Source organism: Yersinia entomophaga (assembly GCF_001656035.1).
Taxonomy (GTDB): Bacteria; Pseudomonadota; Gammaproteobacteria; order Enterobacterales; family Enterobacteriaceae; genus Yersinia; species Yersinia entomophaga.
Genome location: NZ_CP010029.1, coordinates 1,309,338 through 1,323,671, shown reverse-complemented (window position 1 = coordinate 1,323,671; position 14,334 = coordinate 1,309,338). Strand labels below are relative to the sequence as shown.

Sequence of the window (14,334 nt, the reverse complement as noted above, 5' to 3'; positions counted from 1 at the left end):
GTAGCGGAGCCTATTCAGATAGGCGCGATGTGATAAAACCCTGCAAAAAATGGCGTTTTATTCGGGGCGCCACAGTCGTTACAATAACCTGAACGCAACAAATAGATTGTTATTACGGCTAAGCGCAATGACGTCAGTGTTAGCCATAATATGGCTTGAGGAAGCAAGAGATGACAACGATTGAAAAAATTCAGCGCCAGGTAGCAGAGAACCCAATCCTGCTGTACATGAAAGGCTCGCCTAAATTGCCTAGCTGCGGTTTTTCCGCTCAGGCTGTACAGGCGCTGTCTGCCTGTGGTGAACGTTTTGCCTATGTGGATATCCTGCAAAACCCGGATATTCGCGCTGAAATGCCAAAATACGCTAACTGGCCAACTTTCCCACAGCTGTGGATCGACGGTGAGTTAATCGGCGGCTGCGACATTATGATCGAAATGTATCAACGTGGCGAATTGCAGCAATTATTAAAAGAAACCGCTGACAAATACCGTTCACAGGAAGATCAGGCGGCTGAATAAGCGCGCGATTATCTGATAAGTTAGAACGTAAAAAATGGGTGGCCAAGGCCACCCATTTTTATTGCCGCTGATTAGAGAGTTCTATACTGAACAACCGATATTGGTTTGATTACCAGAATGTTGATGAGTGACTCATGGATCAAAATTGATATTTGACGCCTAAAATGACGGCGGTATCGCTATATCCCTGTCCACCTATCTGCTGGCCAACATTCCCCCACAGGCCAAGCTTTTCACTGATGTGACCTTCAACGCCCAATTTCAGCTCGCCAATATTGGCTGTTCCACTCTGTTGTACCGTCATGCTATCCAAGGTCGTACCGAAGCTTTTGGTATTGTGGAGCCAGGTGGCTTCGATAAAAGGTTGGAAAATCCTATTGTTACCTTTATCCAAATCGCTGTAGCCGTTCATAAAGGCTTTCACCCCCAGACGGGTTTGGATGTTCCCCTGACCGACACCGGATATATAGCTGCCGTTTTCCTCTTTGTGTTCATCGGCTTTGACGCCCATCCAGATCATTTGTGCTTTGGGCTGAATAAAGTACGCGGCATTTCTGGCCATGTTTCCCGCGAGCTTGAAGGTATAACCGCTTTCCACTGATGCGGTCAGACCTTTGGATTTGTACCTTTCGGTTGCCAGTTCCTGCCCGCTAATACTGTTGTTAAACCAGCTATATTGGACCCAACTGTCTAAATACAAACCGCTTTTTTCTTCGCTGTTGGCATACCAAGTGCTGTATAAACCGGTGCTATAGCCGTCGATGGAGGAACGAGCGTTATAACCGGAGACTCGGGATTCGGTTTTACTTTTGCTGTTGCCGTAACCAGCCATAATCCCCAACCGGAAATGCCCCCAGGCATTATCACTCCATTGGGCAATATCGCCTCCCAGTTGCACAACATAGCGATTAGTCAGGCTGCTCAGTTGCCCCTGCGATTCGCGGGTGCGTTGGTGTCCGCCTTCATTACGCAGCCACATGCTGGTGGCTCTCCGTTCTCCCGTATGTACGTCTGTGTAGTGTGTTTCGCCTAAACGGTCATTCAGACTCGTTATAAACAGATTATTCGCTGCAGACAGATTGGCGCCGTAGGCTGCGGCTTCCGGGCGTAAGGTCATGACATTCGTATCCACATCAGGATCTGCATCAGACCCGGCGGGAATGCTGGGTATCTCTGACACGGGAGTGGTATTGGGATTGTTTATTTCCGGATCTGTGATAGGTAATGCGTCAATATCATTATCATTTATTTCAGAGACACTTATTTCAGGATCGACAACGTGCGGGGTGTCTGGGCTGCTTGTTTCTGGCTCTTCGTCCGTTAGCTCATTGTCATCGATTAGCTCATCGTCATCGGTGAGTGTGGGAATGGGGGCCAGCGGGGTATCGAGGCTACTTTCTTCAGCTTCGACGTCGTCGACTCCTATCGTATGGTCATCAGTCATGTTGCTACTGAGATACCAATTCGATTGGTTATCCCCCGAACCTCTGTGTAAGTCATATTCATAACTGCCTGCCACAATACGGCTGTTTTTAACAAATACACCGTCAGACATGCCCGCTACAGTAATTAACTCAATGCCATTAAGCGTTTTTGCGCCACTGCCGCCCAGATTGTTCACCTGTACGTACGTATGGCCTGACGTATTACCTTCCACAATAAGCTTATCGCCAAGGGAGCTGTCGCCTGCCAACGTCGCGTTCATGTGCAACAGACCAAAGTGACTGCTGTAGTCACCGGTGACGATTAATGTCGTCCCCCTTTTATCTGAATGGCCGAAATTGACTGTCCCGTTATTATTTAGGGCGATAAGCTTTTGATCAAAACCGCCTAAGTCCAGAGTCGCATTAGAATGGATTGCAAACTGAGAGTTTGGGCTGAGTACATGTTTTTCTGCGGCTTTAACGGTACCTTGCTTGATTATTGTTTCCGAGAAGTAGTGGCTCGGTTGGGTCAGGGTTAATGTGTTGCCGGGACTATTTTGTACCACAGCGCTGGAGCCGCTCCCGCCTAAGCCAAAATCCAGAGTGTAATCATCGCGTTGAAATATCAGTTGCCCGTCATTGCGTAAAACATCCTCTGAGCTTTCGGCTGTAAAGTTTAACGTTCCCTGTTCAAGGATGAGTGTTTTACCCGTAAGCCGGCCACCGGCGCTTACGTTCAGTCTGCCGCGGCCTTTTACCGTGCTGTGAGCGGCTGTACCTCCTTTTGCCACATGCTGATTTCCGCTTTCAATGGTCGTACCGTAGGCTAACCCTTCATTTTGGATAGACTGCGTTCCATCTTGCTCGATCACCGCATATGCGGAAAATCCCGCATCATGGATTGTTTGTGTGCCGCCGTTTATTTTGGTTTTTTTAGCCAGACCTCTGAACCCAATCTCTTGTTCTCCACCGGGATTAATGGTGGTGAAGTCGGCGATTCCATTGCCATACAGGCTCTGGACTCCATCCTTATTTATAGTCGTTCCATATGTTGTACCGTGTTTGCGAACAATTTGTACGCCCCGTTGATTTATTGTCGCGTCTTGGCTTTTACCGCCATTTTCCACTGCTTGCCGATCGCCTGAATCAATAACATCTCCTGTTCTAACAACCTGATCACCGCTAACCAATTCCGCGTATTCGGCCAGAACGGAGGTGCTGCCAGAAACGCCGCAGGTAAGAATAATAAACGCCGATATTTTAGCTAAAGGGGAGTGGATTATTGCCGTTGTCTCATTGCATGAGAAAATCTGATTTTTAATATGTTTTTTATCCATAGAATTAAATGATCCATTAAATAGATTAACTGTGTCGTATCAGGGAAATAAAAATCACCCGGTAGAGGTGAATTCTATTGGTTAATGTTTCTTCAAGATATTGAGTCACGCTGAGGTAATCGTGTTTTTACTATTCTCTGCGCCAATTGATTATTGTTTTGGTATTGCCAGTATGATTTCCACAGATTTATTCATTGATTAATTATCACTATTTCCCAGCATATATCCTGCTTACGTATGCCTCCTCGTGAAGAAACGTTTATGACCGTAAGACTACGGAGTTCCACAGGTTGTGGTGCATCTGCGCTGTAGTTGTAACCGGCTTGAGTTCACTGTACTGCGCTTTATTGGCGTTGGAGCTGTTTTAGTTGATATCAAGAATGCTATCTGTGTGATGTATTGTATTAACTTATATGAATAACATCCTGCTATCTTAATGAATAATATCCCGCCAAAATTATCACGCTATTATTTTGTTGTCTAGGAGGGATCTTTGTTTGTGATGTTGTGGTGGTGACTTTTAATTCTTTTCTTATTTCCATCATTTTTTGATCTAATTTATGAGTTCTAATTTGATATTTTTTTGTTATTCCATATGTGAGTTTTATTTATTTTAAAGCGATATTTAATAGATTAAATAAAATATTTCTAGTAGCGGATATAAAGTGAGTAGAAAAAATTAAAATTTTTTATGGATACTGAATGTAATAGAGATAATCTATTGAGTCATCTGGACAAGTCATAGCAAACAAAAAAGCGAAGAGAATTTGGCTCGAATTGATTAAAGCGATGAGCGTTTGATATTGAATCAATCCGCGCAAAACTGCCTCGTTTAAAGAGGCAGTTGACGGTTAGTCGGGCGTTCGTCTCGGGGAAGGAGCCGTTGTACTCAAGATTCGTCAGCGATAGCCAGCGGCCAGCCGCCTAAGCGTTTCCAGCGGTTAACCAATTCGCAGAAGAGTTCTGCGGTTTGTTCTGTGTCATACAGTGCGGAATGCGCCTGTGAGCTATCAAAGGGAATTCCCGCAGTCAGGCAGGCTTTAGCCAACACGGTTTGCCCTAATACTAAACCGCTGAGGGCGGCGGTATCAAAGGTGGCAAAAGGGTGGAAAGGGTTGCGTTTCAGTTTGGCACGCTCGGCGGCTTCCATCACAAAGCTATGATCGAAATTGGCATTGTGAGCCACGATGATAGCGCGATTACAGCCATGATCTTTCAGCCCTTTGCGCACGGCTTTAAAAATGGCGTGTAATGCATCATATTCCCGCACGGCGCCGCGCAGCGGATTGGTTGGGTCGATGCCGTTAAACGCCAGCGCTTCAGGCTGCAAATTAGCGCCTTCAAAAGGTTCAACGTGGAAATGCAGAGTTTCATCCCGCTTTAGCCAACCGTCCTGATCCATTTGTAAGGTTACCGCAGCAATTTCTAACAATGCGTCGGTTTTGGCATTAAATCCGGCGGTTTCGACGTCGATTACTACCGGGTAATACCCACGAAAACGGCCACTCAGGGCGTTAACATCACTTTTTTCTGCCATTAGTTTCTTATCTTCATTCGAATATTGCGCGCATTATGTCAAACTTTTCCGCGCGATGCAGGAGGAATCATCAGAAGAGGGGGAGACGCCAAGGTTGAAGCCGGATCGCGATCAAAACCTGCTCTAAAATCAGGGAAGTAAAGGCGTTAGCTGCAAGTATGAACGTGCGAGCGGGAACTCTCATCAGATTTAACGCCAGTGACCTTCTATTTCCTATTCGCGGCTATTGCACGTCAACGGCCCGAAATTGCTTTCGGGCGCTTTTAGCACGGGGCAGCTCGATTAATTGCCTAAACCCTGACCGGCGCTTTTATTTTCGATCAGCTCGATTTTATAGCCATCGGGATCTTCAACGAAGGCTATAACGGTGTTGCCGCCTTTTACCGGGCCGGCTTCACGGGTAACTTTGCCACCGGCCTGACGGATTTGCTCACAGGTGGCCGCTACGTCGTCTACGCCCAGCGCCAAATGACCGAATGCGGTGCCCATTTCGTAGCTGTCTACGCCCCAGTTATAGGTCAGTTCAATGACTGAACCTTGGCTTTCATCGCTGTAGCCAACGAAAGCCAACGAGTATTTATATTCAGTATTTTCACTGGTACGCAGTAAGCGCATCCCTAATACCTTGGTGTAGAAATCGATGGAACGTTGCAAATCACCGACGCGGATCATGGTATGAAGTAAGCGCATAGAAATACCTCTTTTATCAATTAATTAATAATAAGTGATCATGAATCAAACTTAGTCATCAATGATATAGCAATATCTTCCTGCTCACTACCCTGGTGGGGCAGCCGATATTTCTTTTGCCTACGCTGTAATCAGTATTTTTGCGTTCAGGCGATGTTGCTGTCCTGCAGGCGGGTAGTTGAGGGAGCTATGATGCCGGAAGGGTGCCAAGGTAAGGGAATGCTCAGCCTTTATCTTTATAAGGACGAAATCCGTGACCACGCATCCCATACGCTTAATCATCGAAACCTGCGATAAGGCGATTTCTAACCGAGATTTTGACGCACTGATGCAGCACTATGCGGAAGATACGGCGCTGGTGGCGAAACCCGGCATGATTGCCAGAGGAACGGACAATATTCGTCGGGCTTTTATTGCTATTTCCGATTATTTTCAGGATCGGCTGGTGGTTGAGCAGGGCGAAATGCAGGTTATTGCAGGATCGGGCGATGCATTGGTGATGATCGAAACGGTGTTGCATTTTCCTGACGGACAGGGAGGATCGGTGACAGCGTCCCGATAAGCGACTTACGTTTTTCGCCATGAACCGGACGGACGTTGGTTATGTACTATCGACAATTCTTATGGCACCGCACTACTTGACGGGGCCTGCACCATTTAAATTATCGGGCTTTACAGGCTTCGCAACCCGGCGCGGATAAGGTATAGTCCGCCCTTTTCGGAAGAACTATGCTGACCAACTCATCCATTCGTCTTAACAAATACATTAGCGAGAGCGGCATCTGTTCTCGTCGCGACGCCGATCGTTACGTCGAACAGGGAAATGTTTTTATTAACGGCAAGAGAGCCTCAGTTGGCGATCAGGTTTATGTCGGGGATGTGGTGAAAGTTAACGGTCAGCTGATTGAGCCGCGTAATGAAGATGATTTGGTACTGATCGCACTCAACAAACCGGTTGGCATTATTTGTACTACGGAAGACGGCGAGCACGACAATATTGTTGATTTTGTGAATCACAGCAAACGCGTTTTCCCTATCGGTCGGCTGGATAAAGATTCCCAAGGGTTGATTTTCCTGACGAATCACGGCGATTTGGTCAATAAAATCCTGCGGGCGGGGAACGATCACGAAAAAGAATACGTAGTGACCGTTAACAAACCGGTGACTGACGAATTTATTCTTGGTTTAGCTGCCGGCGTGCCGATGTTGGGAACGGTAACCAAAAAGTGCAAAGTGAAAAAAGAAGCGCCTTTTGTGTTCCGTATTACGCTGGTGCAGGGGCTTAACCGCCAGATTCGCCGTATGTGTAAGCATTTTGGCTATGAAGTCACCAAACTTGAGCGTACTCGCATCATGAACGTCAATCTGAAAGGGTTGCCGCAGGGCGAGTGGCGAGATTTGACCGACGATGAGTTGATTGAATTATTCAAGCTGATTGAAAATTCCTCCTCTGACGAGAAACCGGCAAAAAAAAGCGCAGGCCAAGCCTGCTGCCGCGAAAAAACCGAGCGTTAACCGCCCGAAAAGCGTCGAAAAACCCGCGGATAACACCGCTTCCCGCAAGCGTTTTGCCCAGCCCGGTCGCAAGAAGAAAGGGCGCTAAGCGCCCCATCAGACGGTCAGCGTCGTCTTTGCCCATGACTTTCCCAGCAGCTGACTCCACGGGTCGGGAAAGGGATGGGCATACCGTCATGCAGGGCGTTTAATTGTTACGACGGTGATTCATCCACTCTGCAATCTGGCTGGGGATACCTCCGTCGCGACTCTGAATACTCTTTGAACCAAACACCAATACTATGTGTTGCGACAGAGCTTCTTCCATGGGCTGTTGCGCGATACTCGTCACCTGAACGCCACAGATACCCCGATAAGCCCAGTCAGGCGAATACCGCACAGCGCTGGCAAATTTCTCTACACTCTAACATTGGGGCGCAGCGTTCGCGGCGTAAATCGATGAGTGTGCTGCTCGAGAGGAAATCGCAAATGGCGGTTAAATACAGCAATGCCGGTAAGAGAAACGCTCACCGGCATTAAGATGTTTAGCTAAATCGCGGCATTATAGGGTTGGATAATCGGTGTAACCTTTAGCGCCGCCGCCATAGAAAGTGTCACCGTCCGGCGTATTCAAGGGCGCTTGCTGCTGCAAACGTTGTACCAGATCCGGGTTGGCAATATAACTGCGGCCAAAGGCAACGGCGTCAATAAAGCCTTTTTCGATCAACGCTTCAGCTTTTTCAGCGCTGTAAGCGCCAGCGCCTACAATAACGCCGTTGAAACGAGCGCGCACGGCGTCGCGGAAGGCGTCTGAATAAGGCTTACCCCCCGCCCAGTCAGGTTCGGAAATGTGCAGGTAGGCAATTTTACGTTTGTTCAGTTCATCGATCAGATACAGCGCGGCTTCTTCCTGATCTTCCCCGTTATCCAGACCATTGAATGGGCCGAGCGGTGAAATGCGGATGCCAATATGCTCCGCGCCCCATTCAGCGGCGGTTGCATCTACCACTTCCAGTGTTAGGCGAGTGCGATTTTCAATGCTGCCGCCGTAGGCATCGGTACGTTGGTTGGACGCCGGAGACATAAATTGATGCAGCAAATAACCGTGAGCAGCGTGGATTTCGATGAAATCGAAGCCAGCTTCGCGAGCATTGGCGGTGGTTTTACGGAAATCATCCACAATACCTGGAATTTCTTCTAAGGCTAGCGCGCGCGGGGTTGAGCAAGGAACGCGCACCCAAGCACCGTTTTCATCCCGCACCGTGGTACGAGAATCCGCAGCGATAGCCGAAGGGGCGACCGGTGCCTGTTGATTCGGTTGCAGGCTACTGTGTGAAATGCGGCCTACGTGCCACAGTTGTACCGCGATATGACCCTTTTTATCATGCACCGCCTGAGTAATCTCTTTCCACGCTTCCATTTGTTCCTGAGTATGCAGACCCGGTGCGCCCGCATAGCCTTTGGCCTGGAAAGACACCTGCGTCGCTTCGGTAATAATCAGGCCGGCGCTGGCACGCTGAGCGTAGTATTCCGCCATTAACGGCGTAGGAACATCACCCGGTTCCATGCTGCGTAAACGGGTCAGCGGTGCCATAAACACGCGATTTGGCAGCGTCACAGCGCCAACTTTTAGCGGAGAGAACAATTTTGCTGTCTTCATGATAATTCCTGTAATAATAGACCAGTCGTCTAGTGTTTGTGTAAGACACTTACCTCGCAGGCGAGATGAGTGGCTGTTAAATCAGGCTGTCGGTTGTAATAGCAATTCGATACTTTCTAACGCACAGGTCAGTGGGGCGACGGAGCGTTTCACTTTGGCGCGCAGCGAGGCGCCGAGCCATAGGGCATAGAGCGTTTCTGCCGTGGCGGATGCGGATAAAACCACCCGCAGGGATTTCTCCTCAATGCCTTTTTCAATCGCGTCCTGTAAGCGACGGATGACCCGAGCGGTGCCGGTATCCAGTGCGTGGCGCATAGGCTCAGATAAATCGCTCACTTCAGCAGAAAGTTTGACCGCCAGACAGGCGTTGTGGCACTCACTGTTGCAAAAATTGCCAATTCCCTGAGCAAAATAGCCCAGAAGGTGCTGGCGCTGATCCCCTTGCGGATTGGAAAACAGGTTATGCATTTGAGTATCGTAGCGATCAAAATAGCGTTGCAGCATGGCTTCGCCGAAAGCTTCTTTCGACTTAAAGTAATGATAGAACGAACCTTTTGGTACGCCAGCGGTAGTCAGCAGCAGGCTGAGTCCCATCCCGTTAAAGCCCAGACGTAAGCTCAGGTGCTCGCCGGTGGCTAACAGATGTTCGCGGGTATCAGTTTGAGAGTGCAATATCTTGTTCATGACCATTAGCGTAATAGACCGACTGGTCTAGGTCAAGAAAAAAAGATACACCGAGAGCTTTTCGAGGCTGTAAATAAGGTGATTTTAAATAATCACCTTATCATTCATAGGTTTGATAAAAGGTCTTTGTCCCGCTATTCAGATAAAACCGCCGATGGCGAACATCAGCGGTCATCATTTTAAGCGTTAATCTCTTTCCATCAGGCAGGTGAGCGGCAAGAGTGCAGTATATCCAATGAAGGCTGATATTCTTTGGTCTGAATATTCATCATCCCTAAAATGGTATGGAACAGATTATCCTGAGAAACCTCAGCCTGCTGCGCCATTTGGTTTAAACAGTTGCGATTGATGGCGAAATTCTTTTCATAATCCGCTGACATCCACAGCAACATAGGCACGTGCGTTTGTTGGCTTGGGGCAAACAGGTAGGGCGTTCCGTGCAGATACATGCCGTTTTCACCCAAAGATTCCCCGTGATCGGACAGATAAACCATTGCCGTATTAAATGTATCACTGTGTTGCTGCAAAATTTTGATGGTTTTATCCAGCGTCGCATCGGTATACAGCAAGGAATTATCATAGGTATTTACCAGCTCTTGCGGGCTGCAATCCTGAATCTGATTGCTATCGCAGGTTGGCGTGAATTTGCGAAATTCCGGCGTGGTACGGCGATAATAGGCTGGGCCGTGGCTCCCCATTTGATGTAAAACAATTACACTGTCGCCTTTTAACCCATTGATATAATTGTCTAGATTATGCAGCAGTGCGTCATCCATACAAACATCACCTTCGCAGTACTGTGTCAGATTTAACTGCGTCACATCCTGATGAGGAACGCGATCGCAGGCACCTTTACAGCCGCCGTCGTTTTCCCGCCACAGCACATTCACCCCGGCGAGCGCCACAATGTCCAGTAAACCCTCCTGATGGCTGGCGAGGGTCGCATCGTATTCTTTACGGGGCATATTAGAAAACATGCAGGGGACGGACACGGCGGTTTCGGTGCCGCAGGACGCGGTGTTTTTAAAATAAATCACCTGATCCTGCTTCAGACGCGGATTGGTTTCCCGTTCGTAACCGCCGAGGGAGAAGTTCTCTGCGCGCGCAGTTTCGCCGACCACCAGTATCATCAGCGTTTTTTTCTGTTGCGCCAAAATCTGCGGGCCTTTATGCGCGTCTTCACCGATACGAATGAGTGGCAGGTTATTGGTGAAATATTTGTGTTTGGCATACTCAATCACACCGCTAACGTAGTTGGACGGCGTGAGCATTTTAACGATGCTTTTGTTATTGCGAATCAGCGAAGCGTAGTCCTTATAGAATAACGCGGCGATCAGCAGAATAATCATCATGGATAACAGAATATTGGCCGCCCGCAGACCCAGCATGTACCACCAAGGCTTGGTGGACTCAATCCGGGTGAAACAAATGACGACGGCGGGCAATATGCCCAGCCCCAGCAACCACCAGCCCATGCGTGGCGTGAGCAGGGCGGTTGCCTCTTGCGCATTGGTTTCAAAGGCGTTTTGCATCATATTGCCGTCGATCACCACGCCATAGCTAAACATAAAATAGTTAGCAGCCGCGCTGCCCAGCAGCAGTGTGATAATGATTGGCTTCCGCAGATATGGCACGCACAGCAGGCTGAAAGTAATATTCAACGCGCAGAATATCACCAGCGGAATCGTGGCGGCGAACACATAACTATCTAGGCTGCCGAAGGCGATCAGCGACCAGGCTTTGTGTATAAAAAGAGCATTGAGAAACAGCGTGAAAAATAGCGCGCAGCTTAAGATAAAGGTGATTGCGTTACACTGTAACTTGAATCGTCCATTCATTGCTAATCAGAACCAATTATTCATTAATGATTGGCACGATACAGTAGCAAACTTAAGATAACCTTAGCGTTTGGAAACAAAACGTGACAAAAGCGGAAAGACGTGACACAAGCGGAAAGAAGAAAAGCCCCGCGCACGGCACACCTATGAGGGTAGGTTTGACTGCCATGCGCGAGGCTGATGCAGAACGGGTTCGTCCTTAGTATGCGGCGGTAAACTGCGCTTTAATAAACTGCGGATTTTCGATTTCGTCTAAAATAGCCACCGCTAAATCTTCCACGGAGATGCTGGCTGGCGCCGTGCCGTTCATCAGCAACGAAGTGGTACCCAAACGGAACTGGCCGGTGCGTTTTCCTGGTTCCAGCAAGGCCGCCGGTGACAGGTAGGTCCAATCCAGCGTGTTTTCAGCGCGTAACTTGTTACGTAACGCACGGGCGCCCAAGGCGCCTTGCTTGTAGGCATCCGGGAAGTCTGGCGTATCGACTAACTCCACGCCAGGGGCGACTTCCAGACTGCCCGCGCCGCCGACCACCAACAGGCGTTTCACGCCGGCTTTTTGCTGCGCATCCAGAATTTTCTGGCTTCCCGCCGTGAATTTTTCAAACTGATTTTCTTCGGTCCAACCAGGGTTATAAGCGCTGATAACCGCATCCTGACCGCTCAATTGTTGGGCTAACCAGTCAGTATCAGCAATGTCACCTAATGCGATGGTCAGGTTATCAGTTTTAGGTAAATCTTTAGGCTGACGGGCAATCGCCGTAACCTGATGACCGCGAGCCAGAGCTTCGTCGATGACTTTACGGCCTACAAAACCAGTTGCACCAATAATTGCCAGTTTCATCGTTTAATTCCTCAAGTTGGGTTGACGGGGCTAACTCTAATACTTAACAAACTGGCTGATAAGTGCCATATTTGTGCTTTCTTCTTTAAGTAAAACTTCATAATCATGGATAAACTCAACCGAATGGCGATTTTTGCCACCGTAGTGGCCGAAGGTTCGCTAACCGCAGCGGGGCGACGGTTGGGTATGACCGCATCCGCTATTAGTCAGCATATGCGCTCTTTAGAGAAAGCGCTCGGCGTCCCCTTGTTGCATCGCTCAACCCGCAGGCTGACGTTAACGGAAGCCGGGCAGGTTTTTTATCCCGGCTGCGAAGCCATGTTGCAGCAGGCGAAAGAGGCCGAGCAGCGGTTGGCGGAGCTACGAGATACGCTGGTGGGCGAAATTCGCATTGCCACTACCGTAGGTATCGGTGGTCGCCCGCTGGCGGAAGCGTTGTCCCCTTTGCTAAACGCTCATCCCAAATTAACCCTGCGGATTCTGGCCAATGACGAAGTGGTGGATTTGATCGAACAGCGGGTTGATATCGCTCTGCGAGTCAATCGACAGCTGGCGGACGCCAATATGATTGCCCATCCGTTGGCGGAGTGGCCGATGGTGATTTGCGCTGCACCGCGCTATCTCAGTCAGCACGGTGTGCCAGAAACGCCGCAGGACTTACTGGCGCACCGCTGGATGTCCTCGGTGAATAATCCCTCGGCTATTCATTTAGATTTGCATCACACATCGGGAGAAACGATGGTTTTGCGTCTGAATCACGGGCAGGTTATTAGCGGTAGTATGCCGGTTATCCGCGATTTTACTCGCGAAGGGATGGGGCTTTCCGTGCTGCCTTTGTATGAAATTGGTGATGAGCTGCAACGCGGAGAATTAATCACGCTGCTACCGGAGTGGCAATCAACGCCGCTGCGGTTACATGCGTTGACGCTGGAAAGGGCGATGCCGGAAAAAAATCGTCAGGTGATACGTTATCTGCGGGATTATTTTCAGCGACATCGCGAATCTGTACTTGCCAGCCGCCGTTAAGCCGTCTTCAATGAAAGGGTAATCCGAGGAGGTTGTGTGGCTCAGCAGCTTGAGTTTTTTGATATTCCCAGTCCTTGTCGCGGTATCTGTCAAGCAGATGACCGTGGTTTTTGCCGTGGCTGTTTCCGCAGCCGGGAAGAGCGCTTTGGCTGGATGCAAATGACCGACATGCAAAAACACGACGTTCTGCGCCTGTGTCGTCAACGTTTGTTGCGTCAGCTACGTGCCAACAAAAAACCGGAAGAACCGCTACCGGAACAACCGTCATTATTTTAAATTCATCTTTTGATACCGATCAACCGCCATTTCCTTGCGTCAGGATGATGATCCTTTCTGTCGCTTGTGTATGCTGAAGGTCATTCAACATATATAGGTGGTCAAAATGCATACACGTAGCCAATTATCGCCGCAAGGCCCTGAATTTTCCCGCATGATTTGCGGTTACTGGCGTTTGATCGAATGGAACATGACGCCCGCCCAGCTACAGGGTTTTATTCAGCAGCATCTGGATATGGGGATTACCACGGTGGATCACGCGGATATCTACGGTGGCTACCAGTGCGAGCAGGCTTTTGGACAAGCGATGCGTTTACAACCATCACTACGAGATAAGATGGAAATCGTCAGCAAATGCGGCATCGCGACGACGGCTAAGCCAGAGCACGCCTTGGGTCACTACAATACCGATGGCGATCATATTATCCGCAGCGCCGAGCAATCATTGACTCATTTACACACGGATTATTTGGATCTGCTGTTGATTCACCGCCCTGATCCACTGATGGAGGCTGACGACGTTGCCGAGGCTTTCACTCAGTTGCACAAAAGCGGCAAAGTGAAGCATTTTGGCGTATCTAACTTCACACCGGCTCAGTTCAGTCTGCTGCAATCTCGCCTGCCTTTCTCGCTAGTGACCAATCAGGTGGAAATATCGCCGTTGCATCAGCCTACCATTCTGGACGGCACGCTGGATATGTGTCAGCAATTGCGTATTAAACCGATGGCTTGGTCATGTTTAGGCGGTGGGCGTTTGTTTAACGATGGGGAGTTCCAGCCATTACGTGATGAATTACAGGCCGTGGCGGAAGAAATCGGTGCGGAGAATATCGAGCAAGTGGTCTATGCCTGGGTGATGCGTTTGCCCTCTGTGCCGCTGCCGATTATTGGTTCAGGCAAGATTGAGCGCGTTGCCGCCGCGTGGAAATCGATATCCCTAACGCTCAGCCGTCAGCAGTGGTTCCGCATTCGCCGCGCCGCTTTGGGTTATGACGTTCCTTGATGATTG

The 14,334-nt window shown here is 49.1% G+C and carries 11 protein-coding genes and 2 pseudogenes; 6 read left to right on the top strand and 7 right to left on the bottom strand.

The genetic code is table 11. The annotated features are described in order from the left end of the window. Positions 1 to 170: 170 nt before the first annotated feature. Positions 171 to 518, top strand: a complete 348-nt coding sequence (locus PL78_RS05925) for a Grx4 family monothiol glutaredoxin (RefSeq protein ID WP_064513964.1) — start codon at positions 171 to 173, stop codon at positions 516 to 518. A gap of 139 nt (positions 519 to 657) precedes the next feature. On the opposite strand, the gene PL78_RS05920 is transcribed toward PL78_RS05925, so the two are convergent. The 3 genes from PL78_RS05920 to gloA all read right to left on the bottom strand — a co-directional run bounded on the left by PL78_RS05920 (position 658) and on the right by gloA (position 5,506). Next, positions 658 to 3,279, bottom strand: coding sequence for an autotransporter outer membrane beta-barrel domain-containing protein (locus PL78_RS05920; RefSeq protein WP_064513961.1), 2,622 nt, complete (start codon positions 3,277 to 3,279; stop codon positions 658 to 660). 889 nt (positions 3,280 to 4,168) lie between these two features. Continuing rightward, positions 4,169 to 4,816: a ribonuclease T gene (gene rnt, locus PL78_RS05915; RefSeq protein WP_064513959.1), complete on the bottom strand. Its 648-nt coding sequence runs from the start codon at positions 4,814 to 4,816 to the stop codon at positions 4,169 to 4,171. Between the two features lie 282 nt (positions 4,817 to 5,098). Beyond that, entirely contained in the window at positions 5,099 to 5,506 is a 408-nt protein-coding gene (gene gloA / locus PL78_RS05910) for a lactoylglutathione lyase (RefSeq protein WP_064513957.1), read from the bottom strand. Positions 5,507 to 5,759: 253 nt separating this feature from the next. On the opposite strand from gloA, the pseudogene PL78_RS05905 reads away from it, so the two are divergent. Both PL78_RS05905 and rluF read left to right on the top strand, forming a co-directional pair. Further along, positions 5,760 to 6,167 (top strand): annotated as a pseudogene (locus tag PL78_RS05905) (YybH family protein). A gap of 68 nt (positions 6,168 to 6,235) precedes the next feature. Further along, positions 6,236 to 7,109 (top strand): annotated as a pseudogene (rluF, locus tag PL78_RS05900) (23S rRNA pseudouridine(2604) synthase RluF). A gap of 453 nt (positions 7,110 to 7,562) precedes the next feature. Here the strand turns inward: rluF and nemA are convergent. From nemA to PL78_RS05880, 4 genes are all read right to left on the bottom strand, one after another. Beyond that, complete coding sequence (gene nemA, locus PL78_RS05895; protein ID WP_064513955.1) at positions 7,563 to 8,660, bottom strand: alkene reductase; 1,098 nt, start codon at positions 8,658 to 8,660, stop codon at positions 7,563 to 7,565. Positions 8,661 to 8,741: 81 nt separating this feature from the next. Beyond that, positions 8,742 to 9,344 (bottom strand): TetR/AcrR family transcriptional regulator, encoded by a 603-nt coding sequence (locus tag PL78_RS05890; protein ID WP_064518278.1) that lies wholly within the window; start codon positions 9,342 to 9,344, stop codon positions 8,742 to 8,744. A 200-nt stretch (positions 9,345 to 9,544) separates the two neighbouring features. Continuing rightward, complete coding sequence (gene eptA, locus PL78_RS05885) at positions 9,545 to 11,182, bottom strand: phosphoethanolamine transferase EptA (protein WP_064513953.1); 1,638 nt, start codon at positions 11,180 to 11,182, stop codon at positions 9,545 to 9,547. Positions 11,183 to 11,381: 199 nt separating this feature from the next. Beyond that, a complete protein-coding gene (locus PL78_RS05880; protein WP_064513952.1) occupies positions 11,382 to 12,023 on the bottom strand; it encodes an NAD(P)-dependent oxidoreductase in 642 nt (213 codons plus the stop codon). A gap of 105 nt (positions 12,024 to 12,128) precedes the next feature. Between PL78_RS05880 and PL78_RS05875 the strand changes: the two genes are divergently transcribed. From PL78_RS05875 to PL78_RS05865, 3 genes are all read left to right on the top strand, one after another. Further along, positions 12,129 to 13,049, top strand: coding sequence for a LysR substrate-binding domain-containing protein (locus PL78_RS05875; RefSeq protein WP_064513950.1), 921 nt, complete (start codon positions 12,129 to 12,131; stop codon positions 13,047 to 13,049). 36 nt (positions 13,050 to 13,085) lie between these two features. Next, complete coding sequence (locus PL78_RS05870) at positions 13,086 to 13,325, top strand: DUF1289 domain-containing protein (RefSeq protein ID WP_049600166.1); 240 nt, start codon at positions 13,086 to 13,088, stop codon at positions 13,323 to 13,325. Positions 13,326 to 13,431: 106 nt separating this feature from the next. Next, a complete protein-coding gene (locus tag PL78_RS05865; protein WP_064513948.1) occupies positions 13,432 to 14,328 on the top strand; it encodes an aldo/keto reductase in 897 nt (298 codons plus the stop codon). The last annotated feature ends 6 nt before the right edge of the window (positions 14,329 to 14,334 follow it).

What these genes read in the sequence shown, in the direction of transcription:
- rnt (WP_064513959.1), bottom strand. Translation starts at nt 4,816, where the DNA reads ATGGCAGAAAAAAGTGATGTTAACGCCCTGAGTGGCCGTTTTCGTGGG.
- eptA (WP_064513953.1), bottom strand. Translation starts at nt 11,182, where the DNA reads ATGAATGGACGATTCAAGTTACAGTGTAACGCAATCACCTTTATCTTA.
- PL78_RS05880 (WP_064513952.1), bottom strand. Translation starts at nt 12,023, where the DNA reads ATGAAACTGGCAATTATTGGTGCAACTGGTTTTGTAGGCCGTAAAGTC.
- PL78_RS05925 (WP_064513964.1), top strand. Translation starts at nt 171, where the DNA reads ATGACAACGATTGAAAAAATTCAGCGCCAGGTAGCAGAGAACCCAATC.
- nemA (WP_064513955.1), bottom strand. Translation starts at nt 8,660, where the DNA reads ATGAAGACAGCAAAATTGTTCTCTCCGCTAAAAGTTGGCGCTGTGACG.
- gloA (WP_064513957.1), bottom strand. Translation starts at nt 5,506, where the DNA reads ATGCGCTTACTTCATACCATGATCCGCGTCGGTGATTTGCAACGTTCC.
- PL78_RS05865 (WP_064513948.1), top strand. Translation starts at nt 13,432, where the DNA reads ATGCATACACGTAGCCAATTATCGCCGCAAGGCCCTGAATTTTCCCGC.
- PL78_RS05890 (WP_064518278.1), bottom strand. Translation starts at nt 9,344, where the DNA reads ATGAACAAGATATTGCACTCTCAAACTGATACCCGCGAACATCTGTTA.
- PL78_RS05875 (WP_064513950.1), top strand. Translation starts at nt 12,129, where the DNA reads ATGGATAAACTCAACCGAATGGCGATTTTTGCCACCGTAGTGGCCGAA.
- PL78_RS05920 (WP_064513961.1), bottom strand. Translation starts at nt 3,279, where the DNA reads ATGGATAAAAAACATATTAAAAATCAGATTTTCTCATGCAATGAGACA.